Annotated in this window: 12 protein-coding genes and 1 pseudogene; 5 read left to right on the top strand and 8 right to left on the bottom strand. The window is 36.0% G+C overall.

All coding sequences use genetic code 11. The features are described from left to right. Positions 1-21 precede the first annotated feature (21 nt). From LB467_RS19425 to LB467_RS05305, 5 genes and pseudogenes are all read right to left on the bottom strand, one after another. A pseudogene (locus tag LB467_RS19425) lies at positions 22-87 on the bottom strand (DUF2061 domain-containing protein); the annotation flags it as partial. An 85-nt stretch (positions 88-172) separates the two neighbouring features. Next, positions 173-997 (bottom strand): 3'(2'),5'-bisphosphate nucleotidase CysQ, encoded by an 825-nt coding sequence (gene cysQ / locus LB467_RS05290; RefSeq protein WP_224472982.1) that lies wholly within the window; start codon positions 995-997, stop codon positions 173-175. A 1,351-nt stretch (positions 998-2,348) separates the two neighbouring features. Beyond that, positions 2,349-3,221 carry a glucose-1-phosphate thymidylyltransferase RfbA gene (rfbA, locus tag LB467_RS05295; protein ID WP_224472983.1) on the bottom strand — a complete coding sequence of 291 codons (873 nt, stop codon included), beginning with the start codon at positions 3,219-3,221 and terminating at the stop codon, positions 2,349-2,351. Positions 3,222-3,313: 92 nt separating this feature from the next. Continuing rightward, positions 3,314-4,396 carry a DegT/DnrJ/EryC1/StrS family aminotransferase gene (locus LB467_RS05300; RefSeq protein ID WP_224472984.1) on the bottom strand — a complete coding sequence of 361 codons (1,083 nt, stop codon included), beginning with the start codon at positions 4,394-4,396 and terminating at the stop codon, positions 3,314-3,316. Next, positions 4,393-5,829 carry a lipopolysaccharide biosynthesis protein gene (locus LB467_RS05305; RefSeq protein WP_224472985.1) on the bottom strand — a complete coding sequence of 479 codons (1,437 nt, stop codon included), beginning with the start codon at positions 5,827-5,829 and terminating at the stop codon, positions 4,393-4,395. Before LB467_RS05305 ends, LB467_RS05300 begins: the two co-directional genes overlap by 4 nt. A gap of 157 nt (positions 5,830-5,986) precedes the next feature. On the opposite strand from LB467_RS05305, the gene LB467_RS05310 reads away from it, so the two are divergent. Beyond that, entirely contained in the window at positions 5,987-6,970 is a 984-nt protein-coding gene (locus tag LB467_RS05310; RefSeq protein ID WP_224472986.1) for a glycosyltransferase family 10 domain-containing protein, read from the top strand. Here the strand turns inward: LB467_RS05310 and rfbB are convergent. Then, positions 6,967-8,034 carry a dTDP-glucose 4,6-dehydratase gene (gene rfbB / locus LB467_RS05315; RefSeq protein WP_224472987.1) on the bottom strand — a complete coding sequence of 356 codons (1,068 nt, stop codon included), beginning with the start codon at positions 8,032-8,034 and terminating at the stop codon, positions 6,967-6,969. The genes LB467_RS05310 and rfbB overlap by 4 nt on opposite strands. A 108-nt stretch (positions 8,035-8,142) precedes the next feature. Then, complete coding sequence (locus tag LB467_RS05320; RefSeq protein WP_224472988.1) at positions 8,143-9,150, bottom strand: LacI family DNA-binding transcriptional regulator; 1,008 nt, start codon at positions 9,148-9,150, stop codon at positions 8,143-8,145. A 488-nt stretch (positions 9,151-9,638) separates the two neighbouring features. Between LB467_RS05320 and LB467_RS05325 the strand changes: the two genes are divergently transcribed. The 4 genes from LB467_RS05325 (at position 9,639) to LB467_RS05340 (ending at position 11,747) form a co-directional block, all read left to right on the top strand. After that, a complete protein-coding gene (locus tag LB467_RS05325) occupies positions 9,639-9,788 on the top strand; it encodes a hypothetical protein (protein WP_224472989.1) in 150 nt (49 codons plus the stop codon). Between the two features lie 156 nt (positions 9,789-9,944). Then, positions 9,945-10,265 carry a phosphoribosylpyrophosphate synthetase gene (locus LB467_RS05330; RefSeq protein WP_224472990.1) on the top strand — a complete coding sequence of 107 codons (321 nt, stop codon included), beginning with the start codon at positions 9,945-9,947 and terminating at the stop codon, positions 10,263-10,265. Between the two features lie 98 nt (positions 10,266-10,363). Then, on the top strand, positions 10,364-10,855 hold the full coding sequence (locus tag LB467_RS05335; protein ID WP_224472991.1) for a Dps family protein: 492 nt from the start codon (positions 10,364-10,366) through the stop codon (positions 10,853-10,855). Between the two features lie 10 nt (positions 10,856-10,865). Then, the gene (locus tag LB467_RS05340; protein WP_224472992.1) at positions 10,866-11,747 is read left to right on the top strand and encodes a mechanosensitive ion channel family protein; all 882 of its coding nucleotides are present in this window, start codon (positions 10,866-10,868) and stop codon (positions 11,745-11,747) included. Positions 11,748-12,192: 445 nt separating this feature from the next. Here the strand turns inward: LB467_RS05340 and LB467_RS05345 are convergent, their stop codons facing one another. Further along, positions 12,193-15,912 (bottom strand): metallophosphoesterase, encoded by a 3,720-nt coding sequence (locus LB467_RS05345; RefSeq protein WP_224472993.1) that lies wholly within the window; start codon positions 15,910-15,912, stop codon positions 12,193-12,195. Between the last annotated feature and the right edge of the window lie 54 nt (positions 15,913-15,966).

Here is a 15,966-nt window from a genome sequence, read left to right on the forward strand (position 1 = left end):
GGCTGGAAACCAATATTTATATCATACTTCTTCGTGAAGATAATATAAAGTCATTTTTATCACAACTTCCAATGAACCTACTTTTACTCGATAATCGAGATTTTAAATACCTATGTTTACAACTAATATTTGCTCCCCCTAATTTCCTTATTTCGGACTGTTCCTAAAAAAATCAACAAAGGTTTGAAACCACAAACGAGTTATTCAGCAATTTCTTTCTATTATAAAGCATTTCCTTTCCGGTTCCTTTATCCAGTACCGTTAACCCAACTGCTTTACAAATAGCATGACCGGCGGCGGTGTCCCACTCCATAGTTGGTCCTAACCTGGGATAAACATCCATAAGCCCTTCGGCCATTAAACAAAACTTAAGGGAACTTCCTTTCGGGATAATATTTACTTCCTGATCATATTTTTCTTTAATCTCATCTATAAAACCCAGGGTTTCTTTATTAATATGAGATCGGCTTCCTGCAACATTTATAGTTTGCTGTACACTACCCGGAAATATTTCTTCCGCGTTTTTTATCAAATCCTCTACTTTATTTTTATCATCCACAACAACTTTATAAGACTTCCCAGCCTTTACGTCTCCGTAATAAAGCTCTCTACTTACCGGGATATAAATCACTCCGAACACCGGCTTATTATCTTCTATCAGTGCGATATTTACCGTAAACTCTCCACTTTTTTTAATAAACTCTTTCGTACCGTCTAAAGGATCTACAATCCAGCATTTATCCCATTTTTCTCTTTCACCAAAGGCAATTTCCTCGTTTTCTTCACTGATAATCGGAATTCCCGTAGGCTTCAAAAACTTATTAATTATGCTGTTAGCCGATTTATCTGCCAGGGTTACCGGAGAATCATCTTCTTTAAGTTCTACCTGGAAATTACCATTTTCATAGACCTTCATTATTTCTACCCCAGCCTTTACAGAGGCTTCAATTGCCACCAAGTAATCCATTAAGATCTCATTCTGAATTTCGTTTTTCATATGTAGATATTTATTGTTTTTTAACGGTTATATGCAATTCGCATATCTTCATTGGAGTTTGCATCGGATTTCCGTTATGCTCATTTCATACAATTTACTTTTTGGCAATATAAAAGATACTCCGCAAATATAATGTTTCCTATTAGTCTATCGAATTAATAGGGTTTTAAATATTTAATTTTTTTATGTTCTTATTTATGGAAGATTTTTTTGTCAAATATGCTGGAATTGGAGAACTCAGGATGTGAAAATTAGGAATATCCGAAAATAGTTAATCGGTGATTGGTTAATTGGTTAAAAGTATTTTCATCCCAGAGTAACAAGTCATTTTTTAGCTTCGAAAAAATATCAGAAAGATAAAATTGAAACGCCAAACAGATGGTAATTAACTAAAAACAAAAGATTGCCACGCCCGGCAAAAGCCGTCCTCGCAATGACGGGGAAAAGAATATTCATGTATTCGTGGCCTTTCAGTTTAAAGAAATAAAAACACCTTGAAACCCAAAATAACAAACCCAAAACGAAAAAAACTGACAACCGAGAACAGATAACTGATAAAAAAGATTGCCACGTTCGGTTAAAAAACCGGCCTGGCAATGACGCACAACCGGAAAAAAAGCCATTTTCGCAATGAACTGCGTTGGTAATCAATTCCCTTATACCGCTGGTGCTTAGTCGGTAGACCTTAGTCTTTAGACAGTAGTTTTTTTATAAATCTAACAGCTACAGAATACCGTCTGATTTTATTCGTGGATTCGTGGCTTTCAATTGCCAGCTCCAATTTAAAGTAAAATTAAAAGCTCCTCACCTTTTTTCAAGGGGAGGTGGATTTTCGTTTGCTAAAACGAAAAGACGAAGGGTTTCTTTTTAGTTAATGCGTTAATGGTGAATCGTTAATTGGTTATTAGTTATTGGTCAATTAGAAAAAACTAACACTAATCCATTAAAAATGCGTTCAATAAAACATTTTTGCTGCTTCTATTAAGCATAAAAACAGCAAGCTAAGAACCAGGAATTCTTACCAAAAGATTGCCACGTCCGGTTAAAAAACCGGCCTCGCAATGACGAGGAAAAAATATTTGTGGATTCGTGGTTTTACAGTCTGCACTCTCAATTTAAAGTAAAATTAAAAGCTCCTCACCTTTTTTCAAGGGGAGGTGGATTTTCGTTTGCTAAAACGAAAAGACGGAGGGGTTCTTTTTAGTTAATGCGTTAATGGTGGATCGTTAATTGGTTAACTGTGTGAACCCTAAACAACGAATCCTAAACGAAAAACAAGGAACCGAAAACCTACAACTGAATACCGGTTTGTAATAGCAAAAACTTAAAACTTGTTTACCTGAACAACATACTACTTCACCAAATTCAGTAAATACTTTCCATATTCACTTTTCTCCAGCTCGGTAGCCAGCTTCTGTAATTGATCTTTAGCTATATACTTTTTTCGAAAAGCGATCTCTTCAGGACAGGCAATTTTTAAGCCCTGTCTTTTTTCAATGGTTTGCACAAAGTTTGAAGCTTCTAACATGGAATCGTGGGTGCCGGTATCCAGCCAGGCATAGCCGCGCCCCATAATTTCTACTTTTAATTCTTTTCGGTTTAAATATTCCTGGTTAATACTGGTGATCTCCAGTTCTCCCCGGGCACTGGGTTTACAATGTTTAGCAATTCCTATAACTGAATTCGGGTAAAAGTAAAGTCCGGTTACCGCGAAATGACTCTTGGGGTTTTTCGGTTTTTCTTCTATACTAAGCGCATTCCCGGTGTCATCAAAATCTACAACCCCATAGCGTCTGGGTTCTTTTACATAATAGCCGAAGACAGTAGCCTGCCCTGATTCTTTACAGGTTTTAACCGCATTCTCGAGTAATCCGCTAAAGCCCTGTCCGTAGAAAATATTATCTCCTAAAACCAGGCACACATCATCATTTTTAATAAAATCTTCACCAATTATAAATGCCTCTGCCAGGCCATTGGGTTCAGGTTGTTCAGCATAAGACAAATCCAATCCCCAGGCTTTTCCGTCGCCCATTAATTTCTGAAAATTAGGCAGATCTTCCGGAGTAGAGATTATAAGAATTTCCCTGATTCCCGCTAGCATTAATACCGATAGCGGATAGTAGATCATTGGCTTATCATAGACCGCCAGTAATTGCTTTGAAACACTTTTGGTAAGTGGATACAAGCGTGAACCTGTGCCACCGGCTAGAATAATTCCTTTCATTTTATTTCTGATTTTATGTTTGCTAAAATAATTATTCCTGCCTTTCTCATTTGGGGTTTCATGGATTGTTTTTTCCTTGAATCAGGGACTTATTAAGATGTGCTCAGTACTTTATTTATTATTTTTGAGATCAGATCTATCTCCTGATCCTGAAGTTCAGCATATAAAGGCAAGCACAAAATTCTCTCAGAAATATCCTGTGAAATTTTCATTTCTTTAAATTCAATGTAATCTAACGTATTTAAAGATGGATAAAAATACCTCCTGGGGAAAATTTTCTTATCGTTTAAGGCTTTCTGAACCTTTAACAACTTGTCTTCACTTTTAAAAATAATGGGATAGTAACTATAATTCCAATCTGTATCCTCCCGAATTACAATCCTCCTTAAATTTTTAAAATTCAAAGTTTCATCATAAAGTTTCACCTGTTGCTTTCGGGTTTGAATTAGACCTTTAACATAGGGCAAAACTGCCAGCCCCATCCCGGCCTGTAATTCACTCATTTTCCCATTTATTCCCAGGCCATAAAATTCCAGTTCCCCTTTATGACCAAAATTATGGCTGTAAAAAAGCTTTTTATATAGCTCCTCATCTTTACAAAACATAGCCCCACCTTCCCCGGTGTGGAAAATTTTTGTAGCGTGAAAACTGCACGTACTTACATCGCCATAATTAAAAAGAGAGTTTCCCTTATAATTCACACCAAAGCAATGCGCAGCATCATATATCACTTTTAAATTATTCCTTTTTGCGATTTTTTCTATTTCCTCCACATGGCAGGGGTTCCCGAAAACGTGCGTTGCCAGGATAGCAGTAGTTTTTTCGGTAATAGCAGTTTCAATTTTGGTTTCATCTATAGTTAAAAGGTCTGGATGTATGTCTACAAACACAGGGCTGCAGTTTTCCCAAACAATACTGGAAGTAGAAGCTACATAACTAAAGGGTGTAGTAATTACTTCTCCGTTTCTAGCAAGGTTTTTTAATGCAATTTGAAGCGGTATTGTTCCATTGGCGGTAAGAATAGGATCAGATGTCCCCAGCTTATCTTTTAACTTACGTTGTAAATCAAACAAAAGTTCTCCTCCATTGGCTATCTGATTACTCCCCCAGATCTGCCGGATTATTTTAAAATACTCCTCCTTAGGGGGTAGAAATGTTTTGGTAACCGAAATCATCTTTTTAAAATTAGTTTATAAAGTTCAGGAAGACTATTAAAACGAAAAACAAAGGCAAAACCTATATATGTGAGAATCCCGACTATTCCACCTACAATTATTCTAAGCAGGTCTACCTCATTTAACAAACCGAATTGATCGACGAAAAATACAATTAAGCCTGAAAAACAAGCAATCAGAATGATTGGAAAAATATCCCTTATTTGCTGCCAGCCAGAATACCCTATGAATTTTTTCGTATAATGAGCGTTGATAAAAAATGCCAATAAGGATATTATTACCTGCCCATATAATAAAGCTAAGATCCCAAAAGGGATTGCAAGCAGAATTATTATCACAATTAATATTTTTTTAATGACCTCAAGTTTTAGAAATAGATCGCTACGCCCTTTTACATTCAAAATAGTTAAATTATAGGAATGAATTGGAAAAAGGATACCTGTCACACAAAGTATCTGGAAATAAGGCACCGCCGGCAACCATTTTTCAGTAAATAAAAACCTAAATGTTGGCTCTGCCAGCACCGCTAAAAAAATAAGAAGCGGTGTAATTACAAAAACCACCATCAGCATCAGCTTTTTGTAAACCCTCTTTAACCTTAGTTCATCATCTTTGATTGAAACAAGCAATGGAAAACTAACTTTATTAAGTGCATTTGAAATATTATTTACAGGCAACTGTTTCATAGTTTCTGCCCTTGTATAAAACCCAACCTGCCCCGCTGAAAAATACTTCCCGATAACAATAAGAAAGATATTATTGAATATTCTATTTAAAAGATCAGACAGCGTGAGTTTGTAACCATAATTAAAATGCTTTTTAAATTTTACGCTACTGAATATAAAATCTGGTGTCCAACCTGAATATATCCAAACCAGGATAGAGTTCACTATAGAAGTTATAATGCTGCTCCAAACCAGGCTCCATACCCCATAACCAGTATAGGCCATTGAAACCCCAACTATTCCCCCAATAATTGCTGCCGGAATAGCTATTAAGGTCTGGGTTTTAAAATCCATTAGTTTAGTCAGTCTCGCTAACTGAACTGCAGAAAAAGAAGTTATAACCAAGCTTAAAGAATAAACCCTGATTATATCGATAAGAACCCCTTCCTCATAAAAATCTGCTATGAATGGTGCCGAAATAAAAACACCGGCATATACTATTAAACTGGAAATAAGATGAAAATAAAATACCGTTGAATAATCTTCCTGGTCACATTCATTATCCCGAATAAGGGATTTGGTAAGTCCGCCATCAAGCAGGGCATTTCCCACAGCTACTACAACAGCTATCATTCCTATAAGTCCGAATTCCTCAGGAAGCAGGATTCTCGCAAGAACCAGCGAAACAATGAAACCTACTAATTGGTTCCCAAATTGCTGGGTGAAGGTCCATACCAGACTTATTGTAGCTTTCTTTTTTAAAGACATTTAAAGTTCAACTAAAACAGGAATTGTAGAAATACTTAAATTATTTTACGAATGTATCAATTTAAGATATATAATCACACTTAGTAATAACTATACCTGAAACCTCGAAAAAGAAGCTTTTTGATTAGATTTGGAGAAGGAAACTGAATCTCCGGATATGAAAAAAACAATAAAACTTTGGTTCATAGATTTTTATAAAGGATTTGATCCTTATGATAATTATTTAATAAATTTCCTGAAGCCAGAATTTCAACTGGAAGTTAGTCCCAAAAATCCCGATTTTATTATTTACAGCTGCCATGGCAAGGAATTTTTAAATTTTAATTGCACGCGAATTTTTTATACCGGTGAGAATTTGGTACCTGACTTCAACCTGTGTGATTTTGCTATTGGCTTTCACCATCTTCAATTTAATGACAGGTATTTGCGATTTCCTAATTATGCTTTTCTTCGGGATCAGTTTGAGCAATTAGTACAGTTCAAAACCTTTACTTCAGAAGATCTTCACAAAAAAACGATTTTCTGTAATTTTATTTATGCTAATTCTGAAGCCCATCCAGCCCGGGATGAGTTTTTTCACGCCTTGAATAAATACAAAAAGGTCTCCTCCCCAGGCAAACATCTAAATAATATAAATTTTGATATTGGGAAACGCTTTGCCGATGATTGGATGTATACAAAACTTAATTTCCAAAGCTCCTGTAAATTTAGCATTGCTTTTGAAAATACTTCCACACCTGGTTACGTAACAGAAAAGATCATGCACGCCTTTATTACCAATACGATTCCTGTTTATTGGGGAGACCCGGAAGTGGCCAGGGATTTCAATCCTAAAGCTTTTATCAACTGTCATGATTTTGGAACCTTTGAAGAAGTTGTGGCCTATATTGAAAAGATAGATGATAACCAAAAGCTCTTTCTTGATATACTGAACGAACCGGCTTTTCGGGATAACAAGGTTCCTGAACATTTACAACTCAAGAAATTAATGGAATTTTTCAATAATATTTTCAGCAAAAATGAACAGCTAAGAATAAAAAGACCCCTTCACGGGGCTTGCAAAAATTATGAAGAGGGATTAAAAAGCAGTCTAAATAAGAAGAGGATTTTGGGAAAACTGAAAAGCAAGTTTAAACTTTAACCTGTATACTGCTTTTTATAATATTCCTGGTAACTTCCCGAAACAACTGCTTCTATCCAATCCGGATTTTTCAGATACCAGTCTATGGTCTTTGCCAAACCTTCTTCAAAAGTAACTGAGGGTTCCCACCCAAGTTCCTTATTGATTTTACCGGCATCAATAGCATAACGTTTGTCGTGTCCCGGGCGGTCTTTTATAAAAGTGATAAGCGCTTCAGACTCACCTTCCCTCCTATCAAGCTTTTTATCCATGATTTTACATAACAACTTAATTAAATCGATGTTCTGCCATTCGTTAAATCCGCCGATATTGTAGGTCGATTTATTTTTTCCCTGGCGAAAAACCAAATCTATAGCCTTTGCGTGATCTATTACATAAAGCCAATCCCGGGTATACTTTCCGTCTCCGTAAACCGGTAAAGCTTTACTTTCTATAATATTATTGATAAATAAAGGAATAAGTTTTTCAGGAAACTGGTTAGGCCCGTAATTATTCGAACAGTTTGAGATCACATAAGGTAAATTATAAGTCTCTCCATAAGCTCTTACAAAATGGTCTGAAGCCGCTTTGGAAGCTGAATAGGGAGAGTTTGGCGAATAAGAAGTGGTTTCGGTAAACAATCCTGTTTCGCCCAGGGTACCATAAACTTCATCGGTGCTGATATGGTAAAATAACTTATCTTCTAAATTTTCCTGCCAAATTTCCAGCGCGGCTTCCATTAGGTTAAGGGTGCCTGTAACATTGGTCTCAACAAAAATTTTTGGATTGGAAATAGACCTGTCTACGTGAGATTCTGCAGCAAGGTGAATTACACTATCAAACCGGTATTTTTGAAATAATGCTTTTATTTGATCGGCATCAGTAATATCGGCCTTTATAAAATGATAATTTGGGGCGTCCTCGATATCCTTTATATTTTCAAGATTACCGGCATAGGTTAAAGCATCTAAATTGTAGATCTGATATTCTGGATATTTATTTACGAAAAGTCGAACTACATGGGAACCGATGAAACCTGCTCCACCGGTAATAAGAATCTTTTTTTCTGAAGATTTATCTTCCATTTAAAAGGTATAGTTTGTCTTTCAAAGATAGTTTTTCTGATTACTATTGAAAATAGTTTTGACTCTTGATTCTTAACTCTTGACTCTTAAATCCTTTTTTTCTAAACCTTAAAACCCTGTAGATTCCAGATGCATCAATTTAGTATGTATAGTCTTATTAATCGGTAGTTTTCCCGCTACGCGATTTTCTATACGATCTACCAGTAACTCAACTGCCTCTTCCCCTATTTGTTCGGGAAACTGGTCTACATAACTTATAGAGGGAGTTAGATAACGAGCCACATCGGCATTAATAAAACCAATAACTTTCAAGTCTTTTGGAATGCTTATCTTATTTTCATAGGCCAATCGGTAGACCAGCATAGTGCTTTCAAAATCGGTACACAATATCGCTTCTACTTTATCTTCTACAAGCAATTTTCTGGCTTTTTCCCTTAAAATATCCGGTTTGGAGGAATTTGCTATATAAAAATCATTTTCATTCTTTAAGGCATTTCTATACCCGGTAATTCTGAGCTTCCCTACTCCAAGATGATGAATAGAGGTAGCAATTCCTATTTTTTTAATACCGCGAGTTTGTAATAAACGTGTAGCTTCCTCAAGGCTATGCTCATCGTCTATTCCAATTTTATCTACAGGGAGATCCAGGTTTGTCCTATCATATAGTACAACCGGAATGTCATAATCTACCAGGTTAAAAAGATGTTCGTATTCTTTTTTGCGCTGTGTTTCTTCTGAAATGGCTATCAGCACCCCATCTACAAAACCCGAAGTTAACATTTCGGCAATTTGCTGTTCCCTGGCTAAACTTTCGTTAGATATATAGGTAATAACCTGTAAACCGGCTTCCTGTGACCTGGCCTCGATTCCCGATAAAACATTGGCGAAAAAAGTATTTGAAATATTAGGAATAATCACCCCTATAGTATTGCTTTTACTGCTCTTTAAATTTACAGCTACCGGATTTGGCCTGTAATTGTGTAATTTGGCCAGTTCTTTAACCCGTTCAACAGTTTTAGGACTAATTTCGGGGCTATCGTGCAAAGCTTTAGAAACGGTAGAAACCGACACATTAAGCAATTTCGCCAGTTCCTTTAAGGTTATTTTATTTTTCATCTATTTATAATCTTAATCCTTGCATGGGAATTTCTTCACAGGCATGTAATTTCACCCCTCTTTAAACTATAGGGATTATTTACACCCAACATCAAGCTGGTTTCATTTGCTGAATTCTTAGTAATCGAATACTTTTCCCTTATTTTTTTTTTAACGAATTCGCTAATTTGCAAATATCCAATAAATTCGTGAATTATTAAACCCAGATTTCTTAAATATTTTTCAAAGAATTTACAGATTCAGAAAAAATAATACTAAAAAATATATACTGAAATTTTTAAAAATCTGGGGTCAAAAGGGAAGAGATAATCTTATCACTAAAAACTGAAGGTTTATTTTAAACGCATCATAATTTGTTGTGATCACCATCCAAAAAACTAAAATATTATGCACTTCTATATACCATTTTTATCATTTTAATTTTAATATTAGTATTTTAAAACCGCTTCATATTCTTAAATTTGTTACCCTAATCCCAAATTTCAATTATGAAATTCCATAAATCCTATTGGTTCTATATTATTGCTGCCATCATTACCATTGTTGGTCTGGTATCAGGATGGTATTTTTTCCTTTTGCTGGTTTTTCCGTTAGGTCTATTTAGCTTCGGAAACAACAAAAACGAGAATGATAATTAAGGTAGTTTCCTAATTCCCTGGAACCTTTTAATTCCTCTTAAGCCTTTAAAAACAAGGCTTCGTCAGGAGTTAAACTTATCCTAAACAAGATTCATAATTTGCATATCAGGTCCTGTAAACGTAATTTAACATTATTAATCAATCAAACAGTTTAAGATGAAAGATTACGGAACGCTTTCTCAAGCGATAAACAAATTAAAATTAGAAGAAGGCTATGAACACGATTTCAACCTTCTGGACGAAGAAATAGAACTTAAAACTAAAAAAGAAACTTTTGGAATTAAAGATTTTGATGTTGACAAAGTACTTCGCTTTGAAGGCATGAGCAACCCAGACGATAATGCAATTCTTTACGCAATTACCACCTCCAAAGGATATAAAGGCGTTTTAGTAGATGGTTATGGCATTTCAAGTGGCCAGGTTTCTAAGGAGATGATGAAAAAGCTTGACTTAAAAGATAACCGTCCAATAAACTAAGCTTCGTTAAACTTCTATTAAATCAGTTGATTTTATTGGCTGAACCTCCAAACTATTATATTTTTGTATTGAATTTTTAAAAACAATAAATTAAAACTATGAGCTATTTAGGACTCGATAAAGAAAAAACAAAACAAACTGTAGATGGATTAAACGTTCTACTTGCAGATTACCATTTATACTATCAAAAACTCAGAAATTTTCACTGGAATGTAATTGGAAAGAACTTTTTTGATCTTCACGAAAAATTTGAAGAATTATATGATGATGCTAAATTGAAGGTTGATGAGATCGCTGAGCGTATTCTTACTTTAAGATATACCCCAACCAGCAATTTAACCGACTATTTGAAAGCATCGAATATTAAAGAATCTAAAGCAGATTTAACCGATTATGAAATGATCGAAACTTTGCTGAAAGATCATGGCACCTTATTGAAACAAATGCGATCTGTAGTGGAAACTGCAGATAAAGCAGGTGATGAAGGTACTATAGACCTTATTGGCGCATATATAAGAGAACTGGAAAAAACCAGCTGGATGTTAGATGCCTGGAAAATGAAAACTACAGATTCTCATAAAACCAGTTAATAGATAAATATTGGAAGAAGAATTTAACCTGAAAGAATCCCTGGAAGGAATTACTGCTAAGATGATTAGTTGGCTTGATTCAATAATATTGAATTTGCCAAATTTCCTTCTTGCGATCGTTACTTTTATAGTGTTTATTTTCGTGGCCAAATATGCCGGTCAGTTATTAAACAGGCTCTTAAGCCATCGGGTTAAACAAGATTCTATTAGACATATAACCGTTAAGGTGACCAAGATAGTTGTGATCCTTATCGGTTTTTTTATTGCCCTGGGGATTTTGGATCTCAACAAAATCCTTACATCGGTACTTGCTGGTGCAGGTGTTATAGGTCTGGCTATTGGTCTTGCGTTGCAGGGCACCTTAAACAATACATTTTCAGGAATTATATTAAGTTTCTTGCCTCAGCTTCAAATTGGGGACTGGATAGAAACAAACGATTATGCCGGGGAGGTAACTGAAATTAGCCTTCGAAATATTGTAATAAAACAATCGGATAATAATTACGTAATAATTCCCAATTCTAAAATTGTAGAATTGCCTTTTAAAAATTTCTCCCGGACAAAACGTTCCCGAGTTATGCTTAATTGCGGCGTGGCCTATTCTTCAAACCTTGAAAGGGTGAAAGAAATGACTATTGAAACTATTTCAGAACATTTCCCCGCGCGCGGTAATGAAGAAGTAGAATTTATGTTTACCGAATTTGGGGATAGTTCTATTAATTTCGTGGTACGTTTCTGGATCGATGCTACCAAAAACAAGGATTTTTTAATCGCAAAGGACATCGCTATTATTGAGATTAAGAAAACTTTCGACAAAAACGGTATCAACATCCCATTCCCTATTCGAACTATCGATTTCTCAAATACTCTGAATATGAAGAAACCCGAATAAGCTGAAAGGTTTTCAGTATTCTTACACTTTTTTCTTCTAAAATTTCTGATTAACTTTTTTACAAGGGATATCTATACTCCCGCAGGAAATAAGATCACTATAATTTAATTTATTAGACCTGATCAATTCTTATTAAACTTAATTTCGAATCGATTTCCATTATTTCCCAAATCGACTCTGAAAATGCAATCCTCATATTAAGACAAATCACAGACCCCTACTTTAAGCTTAAGACTTCGCACCTTCGTTTTCTTCCTATAAATCGGAATTCATTCCATCCTTCGAAGGAAGGTTGAGCTTTAAACATCTTATATTATTTCAGATCCAGGAAAATCCCAAAATTATCCTGAAACTACTTTAAGTCCTCAAATCCTTAAATGAAGAAAACAAAAAAGCCGTCCAAAATTAATTCCCGGCGGCCTTTAAAATTATTCTGTATTATTCTTTAAAATCGGAATCCGAATCCAAATGAGAATCGGTAACCATCATCACTTCTAAAGAGGTTAAATGTTCCGTTTATCGCTTCAGCACTGTTTACCCAGAATCCCACTCCGTAACTATCGTGCCACTGGTTACTGTCTTCAAAATCGCTCCAAACCCTACCTAAATCATAACCGGCAAAAACACCAATTTGTAAGGGCAAAAACTTAGTGGTGAATTGATCAAAACCATATCTAAGGTCTGCTCCGGTAGCAAAAGCACTTTTCCCGTTAAAACGTTGTATACGATATCCCCTAAGGCCTGAATTCCCACCTAAGTGCGCGGCCTGGTAAAACTCATAATCGTCTCCCATATTTAAATGAGCCTGGGCCCTTGTTTTCAGTACCAATTTTCGGTTTGTGGTAAGCGCATTATAAAAACCCCAATAAGGTTTAAAGTAACCATACATCTGGCTTGTTTCAGTTGTATTCATTTGCCCACCAAGATTAAGTTCAAACTTCATCCCCCTGCTCGGGTTAAGGTTGTTGTCATAACTTTCGTAACGATATAATGCATCTAAGCCCGCAAAATATTTCCTTTCAAAGAAATTAGGGTCATCTGTTTCAAAATCTTCAGTAATAAACCTTCCTTCAGTAGCTTCTACTTTATTGCCTTCAAAAGTGGCCATGTATCTAAACATACTACCAAAAGGGGTTTTGTTTTCAAACCCGGCATTCACACCAAAGCGACTAATTTTTACGCGGTTGTAATCAAAATCCAGTTCATCATCAAAATTCGGAGTTTGATTTCCGTAGCCAAAAAAGTTTCTGGCAAAATTCGGGCTGGTATAATCGGCACCAACTTTCAGATTATAATTTCCGAGGATATGGGCAAACTCACCTTCGTAATAAAGGTCAAATCCATTAGTTGCAAAATAATATCCACCGCCAAAAGTATGCTGGGCCGTGAAAGGATTACGTTTAAACCCATTAGTGGTATTTACTACTTCAAGCCCTACTTTAACACCATCATCTGGGTTAAACCCAAGTCCCGGCAAAATAGCTCCTGTGGTAAAGGTTTTCTTATCCTTGTCGTAGGTATTGATTTCATAATTATCCCTAAATCTGAATTTAGCACCACCGCCTTCTTTTACCGTATTTGGTTTAGATTTATGGTCATAGATTTTAAGTCGCTTATTATTTTTGATGGTATAAATATCATTGTTCTGGCCACCGATTATTCTTAAAAAGATATAATTATCGCCTTCGCCTTCTACCAAAATCTCATCATCATCATCCAGGGCATATAACCAAATTTCATCGGTATCTTCCTTATGATAAATTTTATCACTTAAAACATCGGCTCTTTCACCGCCTTTATTTCTACTTATTTTAATCCTGGTCTTCCCGCCTTTCATTCGGGTTACATCTACAAAATCGTCTTTATCTGTTCCGGTAACAATAGCAAGATCTGCAAAGTGATCGTAATACCTCATCGCGATATCCACAATATTATCCCTTCTTCCTTTAACCTTTTCAATTAATCCCTTAGTAGTGTCATCATAGGTTTCAGACGGAAGTTTTTCGAAAGCTTCTTCAATAACCGCATCGGTTATATTTTCCTGTATAAATTCAGCTTGCGCTTTCCAGGTTTCTTTTCCTACATTTTGAAGTAGCGAACGATCTAACCCGGTTGCTGCAACATTAAACCATTCCACATCACTAATATCTTCACTATAAACCGCAAACTGAGAGGCGAAACCGGTTAAGGCCCTTAAAGTACCAAAAAATGCACCGTCAAAATTTGAAAATACCTGGTCCCTATCTCTTGGAATTGGTTTAAAAACGCGATTACCTTCTTCATCTTCAATTTCGGCCCAACGCCATTGATCCTGGTGCCTGTCCCAATCTCCAATAAGCATATCAAAAATCCTGGCCTTTACATAAGCAGTTTCATCCAGAGAATACTTTTCGTCCCGGCGTAAACGGTCAAACATTCCCGCGGTACTTTGAATATCATGATTGGGAGAACCAAAACTCTCTAAGCCCAACCAATGATCTTCCGGCCTTTCTTCTATCATATAAAGTGCATCCCCGTGTTCATCATTATATTTCCCTAGTTTGGGTTGCTTTGGTAAATAATAGATTTCGGGATTGGTGTGCAAAACCCCAACTGCATCGGCCATAGTTGGGATGGCTAAGAATGCATAAGGATGTGCCGCTGTATAAAAATCGGAAATTATATCTTCAGCTACGGTATTCTCTAACTGTGTCTCAATAGGAGTATTTTTAAAAGCTACGGTTTGTAAGAACTGAACAGCTTTCTTTTCAAGCCTTCTAAAATTATATTCACGATTTATGCTATCTTTTACTCTAACTGAGATCGTTTGATGACCACCACCGGCCCGCATTGGGGTTAATCCTCCATACAAGGTATCCAGGTCTGCAACTTTCACAGTGATATCTGTACCATAAAGTTCGCGATATCGCTGCCCCCAAACCGTTCTATGTACCGATCCTTTATCGGTTTCATCCTTTGGATATACAGAAGTGGTAATTGTTTTATCAAATTGCTGCGGAAGATCGGAAACATCAAATTCCTTTGGTGCCTCAAAAATTTCTTTCTGAAATAATAATTTTGGTTTATTATTTTCATTTCCATAAAAACTCGCCCAGGAAGATCCGTCTTTAAAAACGTCATAAACTACAAATCCCTGTTCTGGATAAGCAAAAACACCATCGTTACTCAGAGTGGCATAAGTTGCCTTGGAGGTAGACCCTGAAACAATTTGTTTAATATTTCCGTGCTCTATATACTGTAAGGAGTGTTCGTGACCACTTACAAAAATCAATCGCTCTGAATCATGTCCTAATGTCTCCAGGCGTTTTACCATAGATTTATAACGCTCATTTTGCGCATCCTGAATAGAAACTCCACCGGTTGTTCTAATTAAAGTGGCTAAAGAACCTAAAATTGGTACCGGGATTTTCTTTTGAGTAGGATATATATGTCGGTTAAAATTGTACTGTCCCCCGTGAATTCCGTTAGTGAATAAAGGGTGATGCATAGCTACAATAATCGTTTTGTTCTGACTTTTCTTAAATTCAGTTTCCACTTCCAGAAACATGGCCTCACGGGTTTTTATTTCAGCACAGTCATCGTTTATCGTCGGGCTTTTGTCCCAATTCTCAAGGTACCATTGTGAGTCTATTACAATTAGTGTAATCTCTTCACCGATATCCATAATCTCGAGACCACAACCGGTTTTAGGGCTCCATTTAAGATCTTCTCCAAATTTTTCCTTTAAATATTCTTCTTCCCTTTCCAAACCATCAATACGCTCATTGTACCAATCGTGATTACCGGGAATAAAAATAACATTACCGTCATAGCTTTCAATGGCATCCAGCTGTGCATCAATTCTATATTCAGCAGCTTCCCTATCTGGCGAATCTTTATCTGGCATTCCATCGGGATAAATATTATCACCAAGAAAAATGGTATAATTATCAGATTGTTTTACCGAGTCTAAATAGTTCTTAAAAGCAATAAGGCCTTTGGAAGTTCCACCAATGGGGGAGTAACCACCGTCACCTAATAAGTAAAACGATTTTTCTATTTCTTTATTTGTAGGATATCCAAAATTGGAAGTAGGTTCACCTTTGCGGTATTTAGGGTCTGACGAGACACACGAAAAGATCACTAACAGGGCAGTTAGTGACATTAAGATGTTAGTTTTTTTCATAAGGGGTATTGAACATTTTTTGTACTTTGGCTAAACAAAAACAAGCTAAACTAT

The sequence above is a fragment of the Salegentibacter tibetensis genome (assembly GCF_020164485.1).
Lineage (GTDB): Bacteria > Bacteroidota > Bacteroidia > Flavobacteriales > Flavobacteriaceae > Salegentibacter > Salegentibacter tibetensis.

Excerpts from the sequence above, each read along its gene's own strand:
- rfbA (WP_224472983.1), bottom strand. The coding sequence starts at position 3,221 with ATGAAAGGAATTATTCTAGCCGGTGGCACAGGTTCACGCTTGTATCCA.
- LB467_RS05320 (WP_224472988.1), bottom strand. The coding sequence starts at position 9,150 with ATGAAAAATAAAATAACCTTAAAGGAACTGGCGAAATTGCTTAATGTG.
- LB467_RS05310 (WP_224472986.1), top strand. The coding sequence starts at position 5,987 with ATGAAAAAAACAATAAAACTTTGGTTCATAGATTTTTATAAAGGATTT.
- LB467_RS05300 (WP_224472984.1), bottom strand. The coding sequence starts at position 4,396 with ATGATTTCGGTTACCAAAACATTTCTACCCCCTAAGGAGGAGTATTTT.
- LB467_RS05305 (WP_224472985.1), bottom strand. The coding sequence starts at position 5,829 with ATGTCTTTAAAAAAGAAAGCTACAATAAGTCTGGTATGGACCTTCACC.
- LB467_RS05345 (WP_224472993.1), bottom strand. The coding sequence starts at position 15,912 with ATGAAAAAAACTAACATCTTAATGTCACTAACTGCCCTGTTAGTGATC.
- rfbB (WP_224472987.1), bottom strand. The coding sequence starts at position 8,034 with ATGGAAGATAAATCTTCAGAAAAAAAGATTCTTATTACCGGTGGAGCA.
- LB467_RS05330 (WP_224472990.1), top strand. The coding sequence starts at position 9,945 with ATGAAAGATTACGGAACGCTTTCTCAAGCGATAAACAAATTAAAATTA.
- LB467_RS05335 (WP_224472991.1), top strand. The coding sequence starts at position 10,364 with ATGAGCTATTTAGGACTCGATAAAGAAAAAACAAAACAAACTGTAGAT.
- LB467_RS05325 (WP_224472989.1), top strand. The coding sequence starts at position 9,639 with ATGAAATTCCATAAATCCTATTGGTTCTATATTATTGCTGCCATCATT.
- cysQ (WP_224472982.1), bottom strand. The coding sequence starts at position 997 with ATGAAAAACGAAATTCAGAATGAGATCTTAATGGATTACTTGGTGGCA.